The following is a 16,058-nucleotide window of genomic DNA, read 5'->3' as shown; positions in this document are numbered from 1 at the left end:
GTCGGCCGGTCTCTTCCAATAACCCGGTTACGTCATCAGTCAGCATTGCATCGAGGCCTCACATCCCTACCGGGAGGAGGCGTCAATGAAATGTCTGGTGATTGCATTGCTGAGCGGCCCGAGGCTGCTGGGCTATCAACTCGGGCCGGAACAGATGCAGTGCGCGCTGGGTCAGGTGTTGCACTTGTTGCTCGGCACCATTTGCCAAGGATGTTTCTCCCGATCGCCGATGCGCACCCGAGTTCAGTATGATTCGAACAATCATCACGATGCGCACACCGCCAATTCGGATGCCCCCGTGAAGCCGCGCCGCTGAGCACGCCTCGCGCGCCGCTCGCCATCCGGAACGCCCCAAGGAGACAGCATGCCGAGCCGCACCCCGACCGCGTTATGGGCCCAGCAGTTTCAGCGCTCGTCGGGGTCGAAGCAGAGCCTGCAGGATCAAATCCGGCAAATGCTCGTCGCCGCGATCCTCGACGGCCAACTCGCACCCAACGTAGCCCTGCCGTCGAGCCGCGAACTCGCCGATCAGTTGGGCGTCGCACGCAACACCGTCGTGCTCGCATACCAGATGCTCGTCGAAGAAGGCTATTTGATCTCGCGCGAGCGCAGCGGACACTTCGTCAATCCTGAAATGCTGCGCAGCCTGCCGCGCTTCGACGCGAGAGCGCCTGCCGCAACGAGCGCAGCCGACGGCGAAGCGGCCGGCCGTCCCGTTTGGCGGCAACGCATCGCGCACCCACCTTCGGCGCAACGCAATATCGTCAAGCCGGCGAATTGGCAGCATTACGAATTTCCGTTCATCTACGGACAATTCGACCAGTCGCTATTTCCGACCAACGATTGGCGCGAGTGCTGCATGAAAGCGCTGTCGATCATGGAGATCCGCAATTGGGCACCCGATTTGATCGAGCGCGACGACGAATCGCTGATCCAGCAAATCCGCACGCGCGTGCTGCCGCGGCGCGGCGTATTCGCGGCGCCCGAAGAAATCATCATCACGAACGGCTGTCAGCAGGCCTTGTACTTGGTGTCCGATTTGCTCTGCGGCGAAGAGACGACCGTCGGTTTCGAGAACCCCGGTTATCCCGATGCGCGCAACATCTTCGAAAACCGCAACGCGCAGCTCCTGCCACTGCGCGTGGACGGTCATGGCATCGCGCCCGATGCGCTCGCCGCCTCGCTTGCCCGCTGTGACTACCTCTATGTCACGCCCAGCCATCAATGCCCCACGACCGCGACGATGCCGATCGAACGACGGCGCGCCCTGCTCGAGTTGGCGCAGCAGCATGACTTCGTCATCGTCGAAGACGACTACGAGAGCGAGAACACGTTCTCGGGCACGCCGCACCCGGCGCTAAAGAGCCTCGATACCGCCGATCGCGTGATCTACGTCGGCAGCCTTTCCAAGACCTTCGCCCCCGGTTTGCGGCTGGGCTATGTCGTCGGACCGCGAGAGCTGATTCGCGAGCTGCGTGCGTTGCGGCGTTTGATGGTGCGGCATCCGGTCGGCTATGTTCAACGCGCGTTCGCGACGTTTCTCGCCCTCGGTCATCACGATGCGCTGCTGCGGCGGCTCGCGCATGCGTATCGAGAGCGCTCGCAAGCGCTGATGGCCGCGCTCGATGCGCACATACCGGAAGCGCGCTACGTGCCCATTACGGGCGGCGCATCGTCGTGGGTGGAAGGGCCGCAATGGCTCGATGCCGAACGGCTGGCCGCCGATGCGCAAGCCGTCGGCGTGCTGATCGAGCCGGGCAACGTCTTTTTCATGAACGACGATCAGGACGCGCGGCGCTATTTCCGCATGGGATTCTCGGCGATTGCGCTGGATCGGATCGAGCCGGGCGTACGGGCGCTCGCGCAATGCGTGCGCACGCAGCGGCCCACCGTGTAGCCGGGGCCAGTTTTACGACGCGCGCTGATAGTAGATGTTCTGCGGATGCGCCGCATCGGCGAAGAAGAACCAGCGCTCGGCGATGAGCCCCACATACTGAATCACGAACGCGGCGCCTAGCACGAGCGCCGCCGCGCTCGCTCGCGGCGCGAGCGCGCCCACGCCGGTCAGCACGAACGGCGCGGCGAACGCAGCCGTCATGAACCCCGCCTTGATCGCGCGCAGCGTGCCGGCGTTCTGCCCATGAAAGAACTCGCGCGTATTGAATGCGCTCGCGGTGAAGCCGCGCGACTTCTGCTCGACTTTGCCGTGGCGAATACCGGTTGCGCTCTGCACGGTCGATTTCGGCTTCAGGCGCGCGTTACGCATGAGCGAGGCCAAGCGGCTCGCGCAACCGGCGAGCGTCAACACACATGCGCATGGCGCGAGCATGACGACGAGCGCCGGTGCGAGCCACGCCGCATATGCCGTTGCGAGCGTGCAGCCGGAAGCACAGCCGAGCAGGGCGAAGTTCACGAGCGTGAGCGGACTCGCCCATTCCTGCAGAAAGCGCAAGCAGGCATAGATCATCGCTGTGCACACGAACAAGACGATACTCGCCGCGGCGGCGATCAAACCGATTGCAAGCGTATCGCCCCATCCTAGCCAATGCGCGAGTCCATACGCGGTCGTGAGCGATAAGAACGCCGGCAGTGCGATGCATTCGCGCGAGAGCCACGACGTGCGCCACATGGCGATCGCGCGCCAGGCTCGCTCAGGGTGACCCAGGTGAAAAAACGATGCGATCAGGCCGAGGGCGCCCAGCACGACCGCGAGCGCAGCGCCAACGACATAGAACGCCGAAGGCACGGCCACGCCTGCTGCAAAGCGTGCGGTGGCTTCGAGTGCGACCAGGGTGAGCAGCAGACCTTGCGCCGCACCGCAAAGCGTCGTGAGGAAAATGACTGAAAAAGCGGGCCGCATAGGGCTCTCCGTCGGTGCTGTTTGAATTGAGTGAATGTGTGACCTTCAACGCCGCACGGCCAGTGCGGCAAGCGCGATTTCACCGCGTTCGAGTTTCGCTTCGAGCGATGCCGGTTGCGCGCCGGACGCCGCGCCGGCGCAAGCGCTATCGCTGCCGCAACCGCAAGAAGATGCGGTTGTGACGCGCGGCAAGTAATGGTTCGAGGGCTTCGTATCCCACTCCGGCATGAGTTGATAGCCGCCGCGCTCGCTGATCGCGCGCGAAACCTCCGACTGCGGATCGTGGATATCCCCGAACAAGCGCGCCGAAGTCGGGCAGGCCAGGACGCACGCAGGCTTGCGATCGCGCTCCGGCAGTGCTTCGTTGTCGATGCGGTCCGCGCACAACGTGCATTTGGTCATCTCCTTGCGACCTTCGTCGAGCTCGCGCGCGCCATACGGGCAAGCCCATGCACAGTACTTGCACCCGATACACTTGTCGTAGTCGACCAGCACGATGCCGTCGGACTTGCGCTTGTAGCTCGCACCCGTCGGGCAGACGGGCACACATGGCGGATCCTCGCAATGCAGGCACGATTTCGGGAAGTGGATCGTGTCGGTCATCGGGAACACGCCCGCTTCATACGTCTGCACGCGATTGAAGAAGGTCCCGGACGGATCGTCCTCATACGGGTGAACATCGGCAAGACTGCCCGCCTCGCCAGACGTGTTCCACTCCTTGCAACTCGTCACGCATGCGTGGCAACCCACGCAAACGTTCAGGTCGATGACAAGCGCCATCTGCGTCATGATCGATCTCCTTCTCGCTGCACCGCTTCGCTCGGCGACGTGCCGGTTGCCCCCTTGCGGCGCAGTCTCGCCGCGAACTCACCCTTGCAGGCGAAATACGCCTGCATGCGCTGCAACACGTTCGTCGAACCGGGCAACGGCTGCATCGGCTCGAATTGCGGCAGTGTCGTCGCGGCATCGGCTTCGGCGCGATAAATGCGCACGCGCACGTCGTACCAACCCGCCTGCCCGGTGATGGGATCGGAATTCGAGATCCGCTCCCCGGCTTGCATATCGCTCGGCAACTCGTCGGTGATCACGTGGTTCAGCAAAAAGCCGCGTTGAGATTCCCCCGCGCCAGGCCCGAGATTCCATGCGCCGGCCGCCTTGCCGATCGCATTCCAGGTCCAGACGGTGCCGGGTTCCACGGCCTCGCTATAGCGCGCGCGGCAACGCACTTTGCCCCACGGCGATTCGACGTAGATCCAACCGTCGTCGTCGATCCCGGCTGCGGCGGCCGTCGCGGGATTGACGAATAAGTGGTTTTCGCCATGAATCTGCCGCAGCCACGCATTCTGCGAATCCCATGAGTGATACATCGCCATCGGCCGCTGCGTGATTGCCGCGAGCGGATAGCGGTTCAGATCGGTTACATCCATTTCGAGCGGCGGATACCAGAACGGCAGCGGATCGAAATGACGCACGATCCGCTCGCGCAAATGATCGGGCGGCTGCCGCCCGCTCGTCTTGCCCTGCGCCGCGAGGCGAAACGTCTGCATCACTTCCGAATAGAGTTGAATGACGATCGGCAAACCGAACTTGCGCATGCCGTTATCGACGGCCCATTGCATATACGGGCCGTTGCAATTGCGCATGTACTGCAGCGATTCGGGCAACCTGTGGTGATACACACAGTTGTTGCTCGCGTACTGTTCCCACTGCTTCGGGTTCGGTTCGCCCACCACCGCCTTGTCGCCATCCTTGCCGCGCCAGCCGATCAGAAAACCCGTGCCCGAATTGGGCGCCGTCTGGAAATTGACGATGAAGTCCGGATAGTCGCGGAACTTGCGCGTGCCTTGCGGCGTCGTGAACGCGGGAAGTTTCAAGCGGCTCGCGAGTTCGATCAGCACTTCCTGGAATGGCTTACATTCGCCGGTCGGCGGCACGACCGGCACCCGCACCGAATCGACGGGCCCGTCGAATTCCGAGATCGGACGGTCGAGCATCGACATCACATCGTGCCGCTCGAGATAAGTCGTGTCGGGCAGAATCAAATCGGCAAACGCGGTCATCTCTGACTGAAACGCATCGCACACCACGAGAAACGGAATCTTGTATTGGCCGTCCTCGCGCTTATCGACGAGCATGTTGCGCACTTGGCCCGGATTCATCGACGAATTCCATGCCATGTTCGCCATGAAGATCAGCAGCGTGTCGATCGGATAGGGATCGCCGCGCCAAGCGTTCGTGATCACCGAATGCATGAGGCCGTGCACGGCCAGCGGGTACTCCCATGAAAATGCTTTGTCGATGCGCGCAGGCGAACCGTCCTCGTGCACGAACAGATCCGCAGGCGAAGCGGGCCAGCCGAGCGGCCCCGCGGCCAGCGGCGTATTGGGCTTGATCGAGGCAGGATCGTTGGGCGGTTTCGCCGAAGGCGGCGCCGCACGCGGATACGGCGACTTGTGCCGAAAGCCGCCCGGCCGGTCGATGGTGCCGAGCAGCGACATCAATACGGCCATCGCGCGGATCGTTTGAAATCCGTTCGAATGCGCCGCCAAGCCACGCATGGCATGAAACGCAACCGGTGCGCCCTCCACCGTATCGTGCGTCTTGCCCCACGAATCGGTCCACTGCACCGGCAACACGATGCGCTGCTCGCGCGCGACCGTCGCCATTTCGCGCGCGATACGCGCGATCGTCTCGGCAGCGATGCCCGTGATTCGCTCCGCCCATTGCGGAGTGCAGTGGGCAACCTGCTCTCGCAGCAATGCGAACGACGGCGCGACGGGCGTATCGTCCTCGAGCACATAACGGCCCTCGAGCGCGGGCTGCGCGCCGTCCGTGTGATGCAGCACGGCACGATCGGTGTGCGTATCCCACCATAGGTGATTCTGGGGATAGAGCGCATTCACTTCGGGCGCGCCTGGATCGCGCATGAACAGCCCGAAGGTATCGCGGTCCTCGCGCAAATCGACGAGCTCGGCTGCATTCGAAAACCGCTCGACGAATGCACGATCGTAGCCATCGTGTTCGATCAATTCGCGGATCAACGCCATGAACAACGCGCCGTCGGTGCCGGGCCGAATCGGGACCCATTCGTCCGCAATCGCCGCGTACCCGGTGCGCACGGGGTTGATGGCAATGAAGCGCCCCCCTGCCCGCTTGAACTTGGACAACGCGATCTTCAATGGATTCGAATGATGATCTTCGGCGGTGCCGATCATGAAGAAGAGCTTGGCGTGATCCAAATCCGGGCCGCCGAACTCCCAAAACGAACCGCCCATCGTGTAGATCATGCCGGCCGCCATGTTGGCCGAACAAAAGCCGCCATGGGCCGCGTAATTGGGCGTGCCGAACTGCTTGGCGAAGAGGCCCGTGAGCGCTTGCATCTGGTCGCGGCCCGTGAAGAGCGCGAACTGCTTCGGGTCGGTCGCGCGCAAATGCGAAAGACGTTTCTCCAGCACGTCGAACGCGACCTCCCACGAGACCGGCTCGAACCGGGCCTCGCCCCGCTCGGCGCCCGCCTTGCGCATCAATGGCTGCGTGAGCCGCGCGGGCGAATACTGCTTCATGATGCCCGAGGCGCCCTTGGCGCAAATCACGCCCTGGTTGAGCGGGTGCTCGGGGTTGCCGTCGATGTAACGCACTTCGCCGTCGCGCAGATGCACGCGAATGCCGCAACGGCAGGCGCACATGTAGCACGTCGTCGTCTTGAACTCGAGCTTCTCATTTTGCGTACGCGCGTGATGGTCCATCGTGCTCTCTCGTTTGCGCAACGCGGCGCGCGGCCTCGACGAAGCAGCGCCCGCAGTGGGATAGGGCTATGGTAGGTGCGTCCGCGGCCGGCTAAAAGTTGTATTCGGTGATCGAAACTATCGGCCGCAGCGATAATTCAGCGAGGGGGATAGGAAGCCAACTCGTGCTCGTCGACGGCGCGCTCGCGGCGCCGCCGCACGAACAGGGCATAGGCGAGCAGCAGCATCCCCAGGCTCGCGACGCCGAGCCAGAGCGGCTTACGCTGATCGGGTATGAACGCCATCGCAACCAGGATGCCGATCATGCCGGCGATCGAGAGCCAGGTGAGATACGGGAAGCCCCACATCTTCACGCGAAGGCGGTCCGCTTGCGCGCGATCGAGCCGGCTGCGCAAGCGCAATTGGGAAAACGCGATCAACACGTAGACGAAGATTGCAACGGTGCCGTACGAATCGACGAGAAATGCGAACACGGTATCGGGCGAAACGTATGACATGACGACCGAAACGTACCCGAACAGCGTGCCCAGCAAAATCGCGCGCACCGGCACGCCGCGCCGATTGACCTTCGCGAGCGAACTCGGCGCGTCGCCGTTGCGCGTCAAAGCAAACAGCATGCGCGATGCGGCATAGAGCCCCGAGTTGAGCGCCGAGAGCACGGCGGTCAGCACGATCGCATTCATGACGTGCGCCGCGGCGGGCAATCCCATCACCTGCAACGCGCTGACATAAGGCGTTGCCATGCGGGCCGAATTCCACGGCACCAGCGCGACGACGAGCGCGACCGAACCCACGTAGAACACGAGCACGCGTGTGATCACCGAGTTGGTGGCCTTGGCCACCGCCCGCGCCGGCTCGTGCGCCTCAGCCGCAGCGATGGTCACGATCTCCGCACCGAAGTAGAAACCCGTCGCCGCGACCGCACCGCTCAATACCGGTCCGATGCCGAGCGGCATGAAGCCTCCATGACCGAGCAACGTCGGCAGCACGGCGCTCGTGTGCAACGATGCCGGCCACAAACCCAGCACATAGAGGCCGCCGAGAAACAGGAAAACGATGATCGCCCCGACTTTGATCGACGAAAACCAAAACTCGAACTCACCGTAGCTGCCGACCGAAATCAGGTTCGTCGCCGTGAGCACCACGAGCAGGACGAGGCTGATGAGCCATGCGGGCGTGTCCGGCAGCCAGAACTGCACGAGCTTCGCGCCCGCCACCGCCTCGAGCGCAACCACGATGACCCAGAAGTACCAGTACATCCACCCGGTCAAAAACCCGGCGAGCCTGCCGGGCCCCCGCCGGTTCGCGAATGCGAGCCGCGCATATTCGTAGAAGGACCCGACGGCGGGCATGGCGCAAGCCATCTCGCCGAGCATGCGCATCACGAGCACGACGAGCACGCCCGTGATCAGAAACGACAGAATGGCGGCGGGGCCCGTTTGCTGAATGACGACCCCGCTGCCCACGAAAAGCCCTGCCCCAATCACGCCGCCAAGCGCAATCATCGTCATATGACGCTGCTTGAGCCCGCATTTCAGTGTGCTGTTATCCATCGATGGTTGCATGTCTTCTCCATATCTAGTGATATAACCGCTGTCGAGGCGAAACTGCCAATTAGCAATTGCCTGGGCAATGGCGAGCGCCTTCGAACGCGCACGCAAAGGCGTGCGCGCTCCCCGCCGCATGGACGGGCCTTATTGCTGTCGTAATGGGCGATGCGAGGCCCGGCCTGCCATCGGCCGGGCGTGCATGACGGCGATCGCGGCGAGCGCCGCGCGTGGCTTACGGCCGTTCGTCGCGCCTGAAGTATTGAAAATAGAGCATGCGTTGGCCGATTCTGCGGAACGGCGCGAACGGGTGGCCCGGCAGCGGGCTCGTGAAAATCGGCAGCGTCTGGTGCGCGCTCTTGCCCGCGATGCGCTCGGCCAGCCTTCGTCCGGCTTGCTGCGAATACGACACGCCGTTGCCGCCGTAGCCGAGCGCATAGTAGACCGACTGCTTCGGATCGGGCTGGCACACGCGCGGCATCATGTCATGGCTCACGTCTACCCAGCCCCACCACGAATAGTCGATATCCACGCCGCTCAATGCCGGAAACTTGCGCGCCATGCCTTCCTTGAGCAGATCCAGATGGCGCGGGTTCGGCGCGTCCTCGCCCGTGATCGCGCTGCGACTGCCGATCTGCAAGCGCCGATCGGGCAGAACGCGGTAGTAGAACCGCAGCGTGCGCGTATCGGTCAGCACCTGCGTCGTACGAAAGTTGCACGCGGCGATTTCGGCGTCGGTCAGCACGCGCGTGACCATCGAATTCGACAGAATCGGCATCACCTTGCTGCGCAGCGCCGGGTGCAACGTCTGGGCCGTATACGCGCCCGTTGCGATGCCCACCGAGCGGGCGCGCACTACGCCGCCCGGCGTATGCAGATGATGCACGCCGCCAATCGTCTCCCAACCGGTCACGGGGCTGCTCGTGTGCACGCGCGCGCCCGCCGCTCGCGCAAGTCGCAGGTACCCGAAGGCGAGCTTGAGCGCGTGAATGCCGATCCCCTCGGGCTCGTGCAGTGCGCCGGCCGCCTCGTGATCGTCGATGAATTCCCGGCGGAAGGTTTGCGCGCTCAGTAATTCAGACGGGTAACCGAACACGTCCTTCCAGACTTTCGCTTCGGCGGCGAGCTTGTCCATCATGCGGGGACGATGCGCGATGAGAAAGTGCCCGCCCGGTTGCGGATCGCAATCGATCTCGGCAACAAACGACTTGAAGTGCTCGAAGCCTTCGAGGATCTCTTCATGCATCTTGAGCGCGACGCCTTTGCCCCAGCGCTCGATCCACTGCGAGCGCGAGAGGCGACCCGATGCATTTTGTGCCTGACCGCCATTGCGGCTGCTGCAGCCCCAGCTCGTGCGATTGGCTTCGAGCACGACCGCCTTGATGCCATGCTCGCGCGCCAGGCACAACGCCGTCGCCAGCCCGGTATAGCCGCCACCGATGATCGCGACATCGACGTCGATGTCCTTGACGATCGGACCATCGTCGGCCGGCGGCGTGCCGGCGGTCGCGACCCAGTACGTCGGCGCGTAGTCCTTGCCGTGCCCGGGCCCTGGAGAGACGAGCGGATCGTACTTCGGATCGTAGCGCCGGTCGGTCGCCGGGTCCGGCGCAAAGCCGCTCGCCGCCCGCTCGACTGAGCTGTATTCCATAATGAGGACTCCTAATGATTGGCCGGTGCGACGCGCGCAGCGGCCTGCTTGGCGTGCGCGGCCGCCGTGCTCGGGCCGCCTTCATGACCGCTCGCGCCGGCCACGCTTGCCGCGCCCTCGAGCCTTGCGCAATGCCTGTTGCCCATCTCTATCTCCTGGTCGTTCTTTTCAGTCGTTCGCGCGCAACGCTTTCGATGCGGCGATCCGTCGAGGAAAGTGTAGGTAGGCCAATTTCGCGCAGGTAGAACCAGTGGCGCAGATTCGCTTGGACCAGGGCACCGAGCGCGGACGCCATGCCGTGCCGGCAAGCCGACGCATGCGATCGTCGCCGCGTCGAACGAGCCGCGCCCCCTATCGGCATAAACCAGCATAGGCAGCCGCAATTTCATGCCGCACGCTATGAAGTGGTACAAAACGGTTCATTTATCTCGTCGTCCGCGACGAACCGATACGTATGTCCGACACCGCCTCTACATCACCCGACGCCACACCTGCCGACGAAGCGCGCGTGCTGCGCGCGCTTGCCGTGCTCGAAGCGCTAGCGGCTGCGGGACAGCCCTATACGCTGTCGCAGCTGTCCGCGCGGCTGCGCATCCCGAAGGCCACGCTGCTGCGGATGATCGAAGCCTTGGAATCGCGCGGCTACGTCATGCATATGCCCGATTCGCGCGGCAACGATCGCGCGATCGCGCTCGGTCCGCGCTCGGCGCAGTTCGCGCTGGCCACCCTATCGAACAACACCTTCACGCGTGGCTGCCGCTCGGTGCTGCGTGCGCTCGTCGAGGTGCTCGGCGAGACCTGCAATCTGACCGCGCTCGATAACGACGCGGTGCTGTACGTCGAGCGCGTCGAGACCACCGAACCGCTACGGCTCGAAATGCGCCCCGGCATGCGCGTGCCGTTGCATTGCACGGCGAGCGGCAAGCTGTTTCTTTCGCAAATGACACTGCTCGAGCGCAACGCCATGCTCGCGCGCATGACGCTCAAGAAGATGACGCACCGCACGCTCACCGACCCGAAAACGCTCGCCGCCGAACTCGACCGCCTCGGCCCGCGCGGCGTCGGCATCGATAACGAGGAGTTCGTACGCGGCATGGTGGCGGTCGCGGTGCCCGTGAAAGACGCGGACGACGGCCATGTGCTGGCGTCGCTGGCCGTTCATGCGCCGACCGCGCGCGCGACGCTCGACGATCTACTCAAAGCCGTGCCGCAGATGAAAGAAGCTGCCAGCGGGCTCGCGCCGCTGCTCCACGCGAGCCGCGTTTAACAGCGCCCATCCCGGCGCGGGCGCACGCGCAGACAGCGCGTGGCTCGCGTCGGCGTCCAGCCCACGCCCTCCGACCCCCGCGTTGCGGGTCAATGCAGGTGTCAATGCGCCAGGATGTCCATCGCCCGCTTTTTGAGCGCTAGAAAATGCGGCTCGAACTCGGTTTGCGGCGTGCGCGGCCGATCCAACTCGATCGGCACATCGAGCGCGACGCGCCCCGGCCGCGACGACAACACCACGAGGCGCGTGCCGAGAAAGACCGCTTCGTCGATGTCGTGCGTGATGAACACGATCGTGCAATGCAATTGCTCCCATAGCTCCGTCAGGAACCGCTGCATGGCCGTGCGCGTTTGCGCGTCCAACGCGCCGAAGGGCTCATCCATCAGCAAGACCTTGGGCTTCATCACGAGCGCACGCGCGATCGCCACGCGCTGCTGCATACCGCCCGATAGCTCGTAGGTCTTGGCGTGCCCGAACGCTTCGAGGCCGATCGTGCGCAGGATTTCGGCCGACGCCTGCCGCCGTTTCGCCTTCGGCACGCCGTGCAGTGAAAGACCGAACTCGATGTTCTCCTCCACGCTCAGCCAGGGCAGCAACCCGGCCTGCTGGAAGACGACGACGCGATCAGCCCCGGGCGCGCTCTTGGCCTCGCCGTCGATGTAGATGTTGCCGCGCGAAGGAGACGTGAGCCCGGCGAGCAGGTGCAGCAAGGTGGTCTTGCCGCAGCCCGATGCGCCGAGCACGGTGACGAATTCGCCGCCTTGGAACTGCAGATTGATGTTCTCGAGCGCCGAAGTTGCGCCGAACGTCTTGTATAGCGAATCGATGACGATGTTCAAATCCGTCTCCTACGGCGCTGCGACGCGCTCAATGGGCAAGCGATTGCGAATACTGCGGTGCAACGTTCGCATCGAAACTGGCCGGTACCGACTGAATGCGGCCGATCGTGTTGAGCACCTTTGCGGTGTTGACCAAGGTTTGGTAGGTGGCCGATGTCTTCACACCCGCGCCGGAGCCCATCACCTTTGCCGTGGTCTGATCCGCACCGGAAAACAACTCGTAGCCGGCCAATTCGCTTTGTGCCACCGGGACCGTCACACCCGTTTGCCGCGCCATCTCTGCCAGCGCGCGATCGCGATGCGCCTGCGTCACTTGATAGCCTTCGTCGAGCGCCGCGACGAAGCCGGCCGTCAACTCGGGATGGGCCTTGGCCCAATCAGCGTTCGCGATGCACACGTTGTAGCTCGACGCCTCGCGCGGTAGATCGCCGTCGGTCTTGATCGCCTTACCGCCCGCCGCGCGCAGTGCGCTAAATACCGGGTCCCAAACAATGGCCGCATCGATCGCTCCCGTCACCCAGGACGTGCGCATTTGCGGCGGCGCCATGTTGATTTGCGTCACGGCCGCATACGGCACGTGCGCTTGGGCGAGAAACGTCGCCAATTCGAACGACGCTTGCGAGCCGGCAACGATCGCGATTTTCTTGCCCTGCAGGCCCGCCACATCGCGAATCCCGCTCTCGGGCTTGACGACGATGCCGGCCGCGTTGGTGTAGCGCTCCTGGTTATAGACGATCGTCATCGGCAAGCCTTGCGCGATCGCCGTCACGAGCGGCGGAACGCCGAGGCCGCACATGAACGTCAAGCTGTTGGACGCCAGCGCGCTCATGGCCGCCGGGCCGGAACTGAAGAGCTTGTACTGCACGTCGGCGTTCATGTGCCGTTCGAACAAATGCTCGGCCATCGACACCATGTACGGATCGGCGCCGTTGTCTTCATAGCCGATGATGACCTCGGGCTTGCTCTGCGCGTACGCCATGCCACCCGCCAAACTACCGGCGGCCAGCAACACCGCGGCAACCGCTCCCATCCCGTGTTTCGTTTTCATGTTTCGTCTCCTCGATGAGTGGAATCAGTCATGCCCGCGCCAAGGCACGACCCAGTTCTCGGCTTTGCGTATGACCAATTCCATGGCGTAGCCGATCAGCCCGATGATGACGATGCCGACGATGACCACACTGACTTGCAACGCTTGCCCCGCGAACTGCACGAGCCAGCCCAAGCCACTGCTGGCGGCGATCAGTTCGGCCGCGACGAGACAGGTCCAGGCGACGCCGATCCCGACGCGCATGGCCGTGAAAATCTCCGGCAACGCCGAAGGCAGCACGATTCTTCGGAAGATTTGCGCGTTGGTCGCCCCGAGCGTGCGCGCGACCGCGATGCGCAGCGGCGGCGTGCTTTTGACGCCGGACATGGTGCCGATGATGATGACGGGAATCGTGCCGACGAGGATCAGAATGGCCTTGGGCAACTCGCCGATGCCGAACCAGACGACGAGCAGCGGGATGTAGGCGAGCGGCGGCACGGGCCGCACGAATTGCAGCAACGGATCGATGATGTCGTTCACGATCTTGTTGCGCGACATCAAGAGGCCCACGGGCACGCCGATCGCCACCGCGCCGACGAAACCGATGACGATGCGAAAGCAACTGATCAAAATGTCGCTGACGAGCGACTGCCCGCCGTAACCGTCGCGCACGATGTCGACGAAAGCGCGCCACACCGCCACCGGCGAAGGCAGGGCGAAGGCGGGAAACACACCCGCCATCGACACCACCTGCCACAGCAGGACCGCTATCGCCAGCACGACGGCCGTCAGCCCATACGATTTCATGCTCGCATGAGCGAGGCGAAGCTTGATGCGCGGCTCGCGCGGCGGCCCGGCGGGCCGTTTGATCGTCTTGCCGTGTTCGGGTAGTGCTCTCGCTCTCACTGCCGTCTCCTTCGGTTCTACATCGGGCGCCCACGGTGCGCGCAGCAATCCGGCACGCAACCTCGCTGCAGCAAGCGCATCGGCGTCTCGATGCGCGTACGACCAAACAGGAGATCGCTCGCCCGTTTAGTCAAGCATTGTCAAACAATAAGCGCGCCGGTAGTGCCAGGCGAAGGGATCCGATGGGTCCAGCGCACGAGCGCGCCGCCTGTCCATGATCGCTCTACTCTGGCCCAAGCGAAACTGGAAATCTGGCGCTACCGGCCCCTGCGCGCGCCCATTAACGTGTCGATAAACCATGCCGCGGCTTGCCTTCCAGCGAGGCGCGGCCCGCTCATTGTTCAGGAGACATGCATGACAGCCACGCCTCTCGCCCCTTGCGCCGTGACGGCCGACACGCTCGCCGGGTTTTCGGACGCCTTTAACCGCCACGACGCCGACGCGCTCATGGGATTCATGACCGAGGACTGCGTCTTCGACGCCGCGGCAGGCCCCGACGTGCATGGGACCCGCTTCGTCGGCCGCGACGCCGTGCGCGCCGCATTCGAGGCGGTATTCAGTGCTTTCCCCGATGCGCATTGGGGCCACGGCCGGCATTACGTCGCCGGCGAGCGCGGCGTGTCCGAATGGGTCTTTACCGGCACGCACAAGGACGGCTGGCGCATCGAAGCCGAAGGGTGCGACTTGTTCGAATTCCGCGATGGGCTGATCGCGGTCAAACGGGCCTTCCGTAAAGAACGCCCGAAGCAGCCCGCATGAGCCGCAGGGCGCGCGTTGCCGCATGCATCGCGGGCCTTTTGAAACGAATCATTTCATTCCATTCCAAATTCGTCGTCGGTAGACGGAACGGCTTGACCCGACTGGAACGCTGAATAGCATCGAAACCAAGCGTTTTGTTAACCGAGGACCGGAGACACTGATGAGCGACCAATCCACTTCCCAACGCGCGACGGCCAGCGGCCCGCAAGAGATGACCCCTTCCGAAGCGTTCGTCGAAACGCTCGCGGCCAATGGCGTGACCGACATGTTCGGCATCATGGGCTCGGCGTTCATGGACGCGATGGATATCTTCGCGCCGGCCGGCATCCGCCTGATCCCCGTCGTGCACGAGCAGGGCGCAGGCCATATGGCCGACGGCTATGCGCGCGTATCGGGCCGCCACGGCGTCGTGATCGGCCAAAACGGCCCCGGCATCAGCAATTGCGTGACCGCGATCGCGGCCGCCTATTGGGCGCACAGCCCCGTCGTGATCGTCACGCCCGAAGCCGGGACGATGGGCATTGGCCTGGGCGGCTTCCAGGAAGCGAATCAGTTGCCGATGTTTCAGGAATTCACGAAGTACCAGGGCCATGTCACGCATCCGGCGCGCATGGCCGAATTCACCGCGCGCTGCTTCGATCGCGCTCAGGCCGAGATGGGACCGACCCAGCTCAACATCCCGCGCGACTACTTCTACGGCAAGGTCAAGGTCGAGATCCCGCAGCCGCGCAAGCTCGATCGCGGCCCCGGCGGCGACGAAAGCTTGAACGAGGCGGCCGATCTGATCGCGCAAGCCAAGTTTCCGGTCATCATCTCAGGCGGCGGCGTGGTCATGGCCGACGCGATCGAGGCTTGCAAGGCGCTGGCCGAGCGCTTGGGCGCGCCGGTCGTCAACAGCTATCTGCACAACGACTCGTTCCCCGCGAACCATCCGCTCTGGTGCGGTCCACTCGGTTATCAGGGCTCGAAAGCGGCCATGAAGCTGCTCGCGCGCGCGGATGTGGTGATCGCCCTCGGCTCGCGCCTCGGCCCGTTCGGCACCCTGCCCCAGCACGGCATGGACTATTGGCCGAAAGAGGCGAAGATCATTCAGATCGACGCAGACCACAAGATGCTCGGCCTCGTGAAGAAGATTTCGGTAGGCATCTGCGGCGACGCGAAGGCCTCGGCGCTCGCACTCACGCAAAGGCTGGCCAATCGCGAACTCGCGAGCGATGCCACGCGCAGCGAACGCGCCGATCAAATCGCCGCCGAGAAAGCGGCGTGGGAAAAAGAACTCGACGGCTGGACGCACGAGCTCGACGCCTACAGCCTTGACATGATCGAGGAGCAAAAGCACGAGCGCACGTTCAACGGCGGGCACTATCTGCACCCAAGGCAAGTGCTGCGCGAGCTCGAGAAAGCGATGCCCGAGGACGTCATGGTGTCGACCGACATCGGCAACATCAATTCGGTC

At 63.8% G+C, this 16,058-nt stretch carries 14 protein-coding genes; 5 read left to right on the top strand and 9 right to left on the bottom strand.

Annotated elements, in window-relative coordinates; genetic code table 11:
- The first annotated feature begins 85 nt into the window (after positions 1-85).
- Both ACO1XS_RS08410 and pdxR read left to right on the top strand, forming a co-directional pair.
- Positions 86-316 carry a hypothetical protein gene (locus ACO1XS_RS08410; protein ID WP_331566621.1) on the top strand — a complete coding sequence of 77 codons (231 nt, stop codon included), beginning with the start codon at positions 86-88 and terminating at the stop codon, positions 314-316.
- A gap of 48 nt (positions 317-364) precedes the next feature.
- Positions 365-1,897: a MocR-like pyridoxine biosynthesis transcription factor PdxR gene (gene pdxR / locus ACO1XS_RS08405; protein WP_331566623.1), complete on the top strand. Its 1,533-nt coding sequence runs from the start codon at positions 365-367 to the stop codon at positions 1,895-1,897.
- A gap of 12 nt (positions 1,898-1,909) precedes the next feature.
- Here the strand turns inward: pdxR and ACO1XS_RS08400 are convergent, their stop codons facing one another.
- The 6 genes from ACO1XS_RS08400 to ACO1XS_RS08375 all read right to left on the bottom strand — a co-directional run bounded on the left by ACO1XS_RS08400 (position 1,910) and on the right by ACO1XS_RS08375 (position 9,950).
- Positions 1,910-2,860: a dimethyl sulfoxide reductase anchor subunit family protein gene (locus ACO1XS_RS08400; RefSeq protein ID WP_486390418.1), complete on the bottom strand. Its 951-nt coding sequence runs from the start codon at positions 2,858-2,860 to the stop codon at positions 1,910-1,912.
- Positions 2,861-2,905: 45 nt separating this feature from the next.
- Positions 2,906-3,649 carry a 4Fe-4S dicluster domain-containing protein gene (locus ACO1XS_RS08395; RefSeq protein WP_331566627.1) on the bottom strand — a complete coding sequence of 248 codons (744 nt, stop codon included), beginning with the start codon at positions 3,647-3,649 and terminating at the stop codon, positions 2,906-2,908.
- A complete protein-coding gene (locus ACO1XS_RS08390) occupies positions 3,646-6,606 on the bottom strand; it encodes a molybdopterin oxidoreductase family protein (protein ID WP_486390417.1) in 2,961 nt (986 codons plus the stop codon). Before ACO1XS_RS08390 ends, ACO1XS_RS08395 begins: the two co-directional genes overlap by 4 nt.
- A 137-nt stretch (positions 6,607-6,743) precedes the next feature.
- Positions 6,744-8,171, bottom strand: a complete 1,428-nt coding sequence (locus ACO1XS_RS08385; protein WP_331570016.1) for an amino acid permease — start codon at positions 8,169-8,171, stop codon at positions 6,744-6,746.
- A gap of 217 nt (positions 8,172-8,388) precedes the next feature.
- Positions 8,389-9,804 (bottom strand): NAD(P)/FAD-dependent oxidoreductase, encoded by a 1,416-nt coding sequence (locus ACO1XS_RS08380; protein ID WP_486390416.1) that lies wholly within the window; start codon positions 9,802-9,804, stop codon positions 8,389-8,391.
- 11 nt (positions 9,805-9,815) lie between these two features.
- Positions 9,816-9,950: a hypothetical protein gene (locus ACO1XS_RS08375; protein ID WP_486390415.1), complete on the bottom strand. Its 135-nt coding sequence runs from the start codon at positions 9,948-9,950 to the stop codon at positions 9,816-9,818.
- Between the two features lie 308 nt (positions 9,951-10,258).
- On the opposite strand from ACO1XS_RS08375, the gene ACO1XS_RS08370 reads away from it, so the two are divergent.
- Positions 10,259-11,071, top strand: a complete 813-nt coding sequence (locus ACO1XS_RS08370; RefSeq protein WP_486390414.1) for an IclR family transcriptional regulator — start codon at positions 10,259-10,261, stop codon at positions 11,069-11,071.
- A gap of 101 nt (positions 11,072-11,172) precedes the next feature.
- Here the strand turns inward: ACO1XS_RS08370 and ACO1XS_RS08365 are convergent, their stop codons facing one another.
- Genes ACO1XS_RS08365 through ACO1XS_RS08355 form a run of 3 tightly spaced genes read right to left on the bottom strand, consistent with a single transcriptional unit; the run spans position 11,173 to position 13,843 of the window.
- Positions 11,173-11,910, bottom strand: coding sequence for an ABC transporter ATP-binding protein (locus tag ACO1XS_RS08365; protein ID WP_486390413.1), 738 nt, complete (start codon positions 11,908-11,910; stop codon positions 11,173-11,175).
- A gap of 28 nt (positions 11,911-11,938) precedes the next feature.
- On the bottom strand, positions 11,939-12,958 hold the full coding sequence (locus tag ACO1XS_RS08360) for a taurine ABC transporter substrate-binding protein (protein ID WP_331570026.1): 1,020 nt from the start codon (positions 12,956-12,958) through the stop codon (positions 11,939-11,941).
- 24 nt (positions 12,959-12,982) lie between these two features.
- A complete protein-coding gene (locus ACO1XS_RS08355) occupies positions 12,983-13,843 on the bottom strand; it encodes an ABC transporter permease (RefSeq protein ID WP_331570028.1) in 861 nt (286 codons plus the stop codon).
- Between the two features lie 354 nt (positions 13,844-14,197).
- Here ACO1XS_RS08355 and ACO1XS_RS08350 point away from each other — a divergent pair, with 354 nt between their 5' ends.
- Positions 14,198-14,602 carry a nuclear transport factor 2 family protein gene (locus tag ACO1XS_RS08350; protein WP_486390412.1) on the top strand — a complete coding sequence of 135 codons (405 nt, stop codon included), beginning with the start codon at positions 14,198-14,200 and terminating at the stop codon, positions 14,600-14,602.
- Positions 14,603-14,762: 160 nt separating this feature from the next.
- Positions 14,763-16,058 (top strand): sulfoacetaldehyde acetyltransferase (gene xsc, locus ACO1XS_RS08345; RefSeq protein WP_486390411.1); only part of this gene is annotated, 1,296 nt, incomplete at its 3' end.

The sequence above is a fragment of the Trinickia sp. genome (assembly GCF_057351765.1).
Note: the sequence above shows the minus strand (reverse complement) of the source record. Positions and strands in the feature narration are given on the sequence as shown.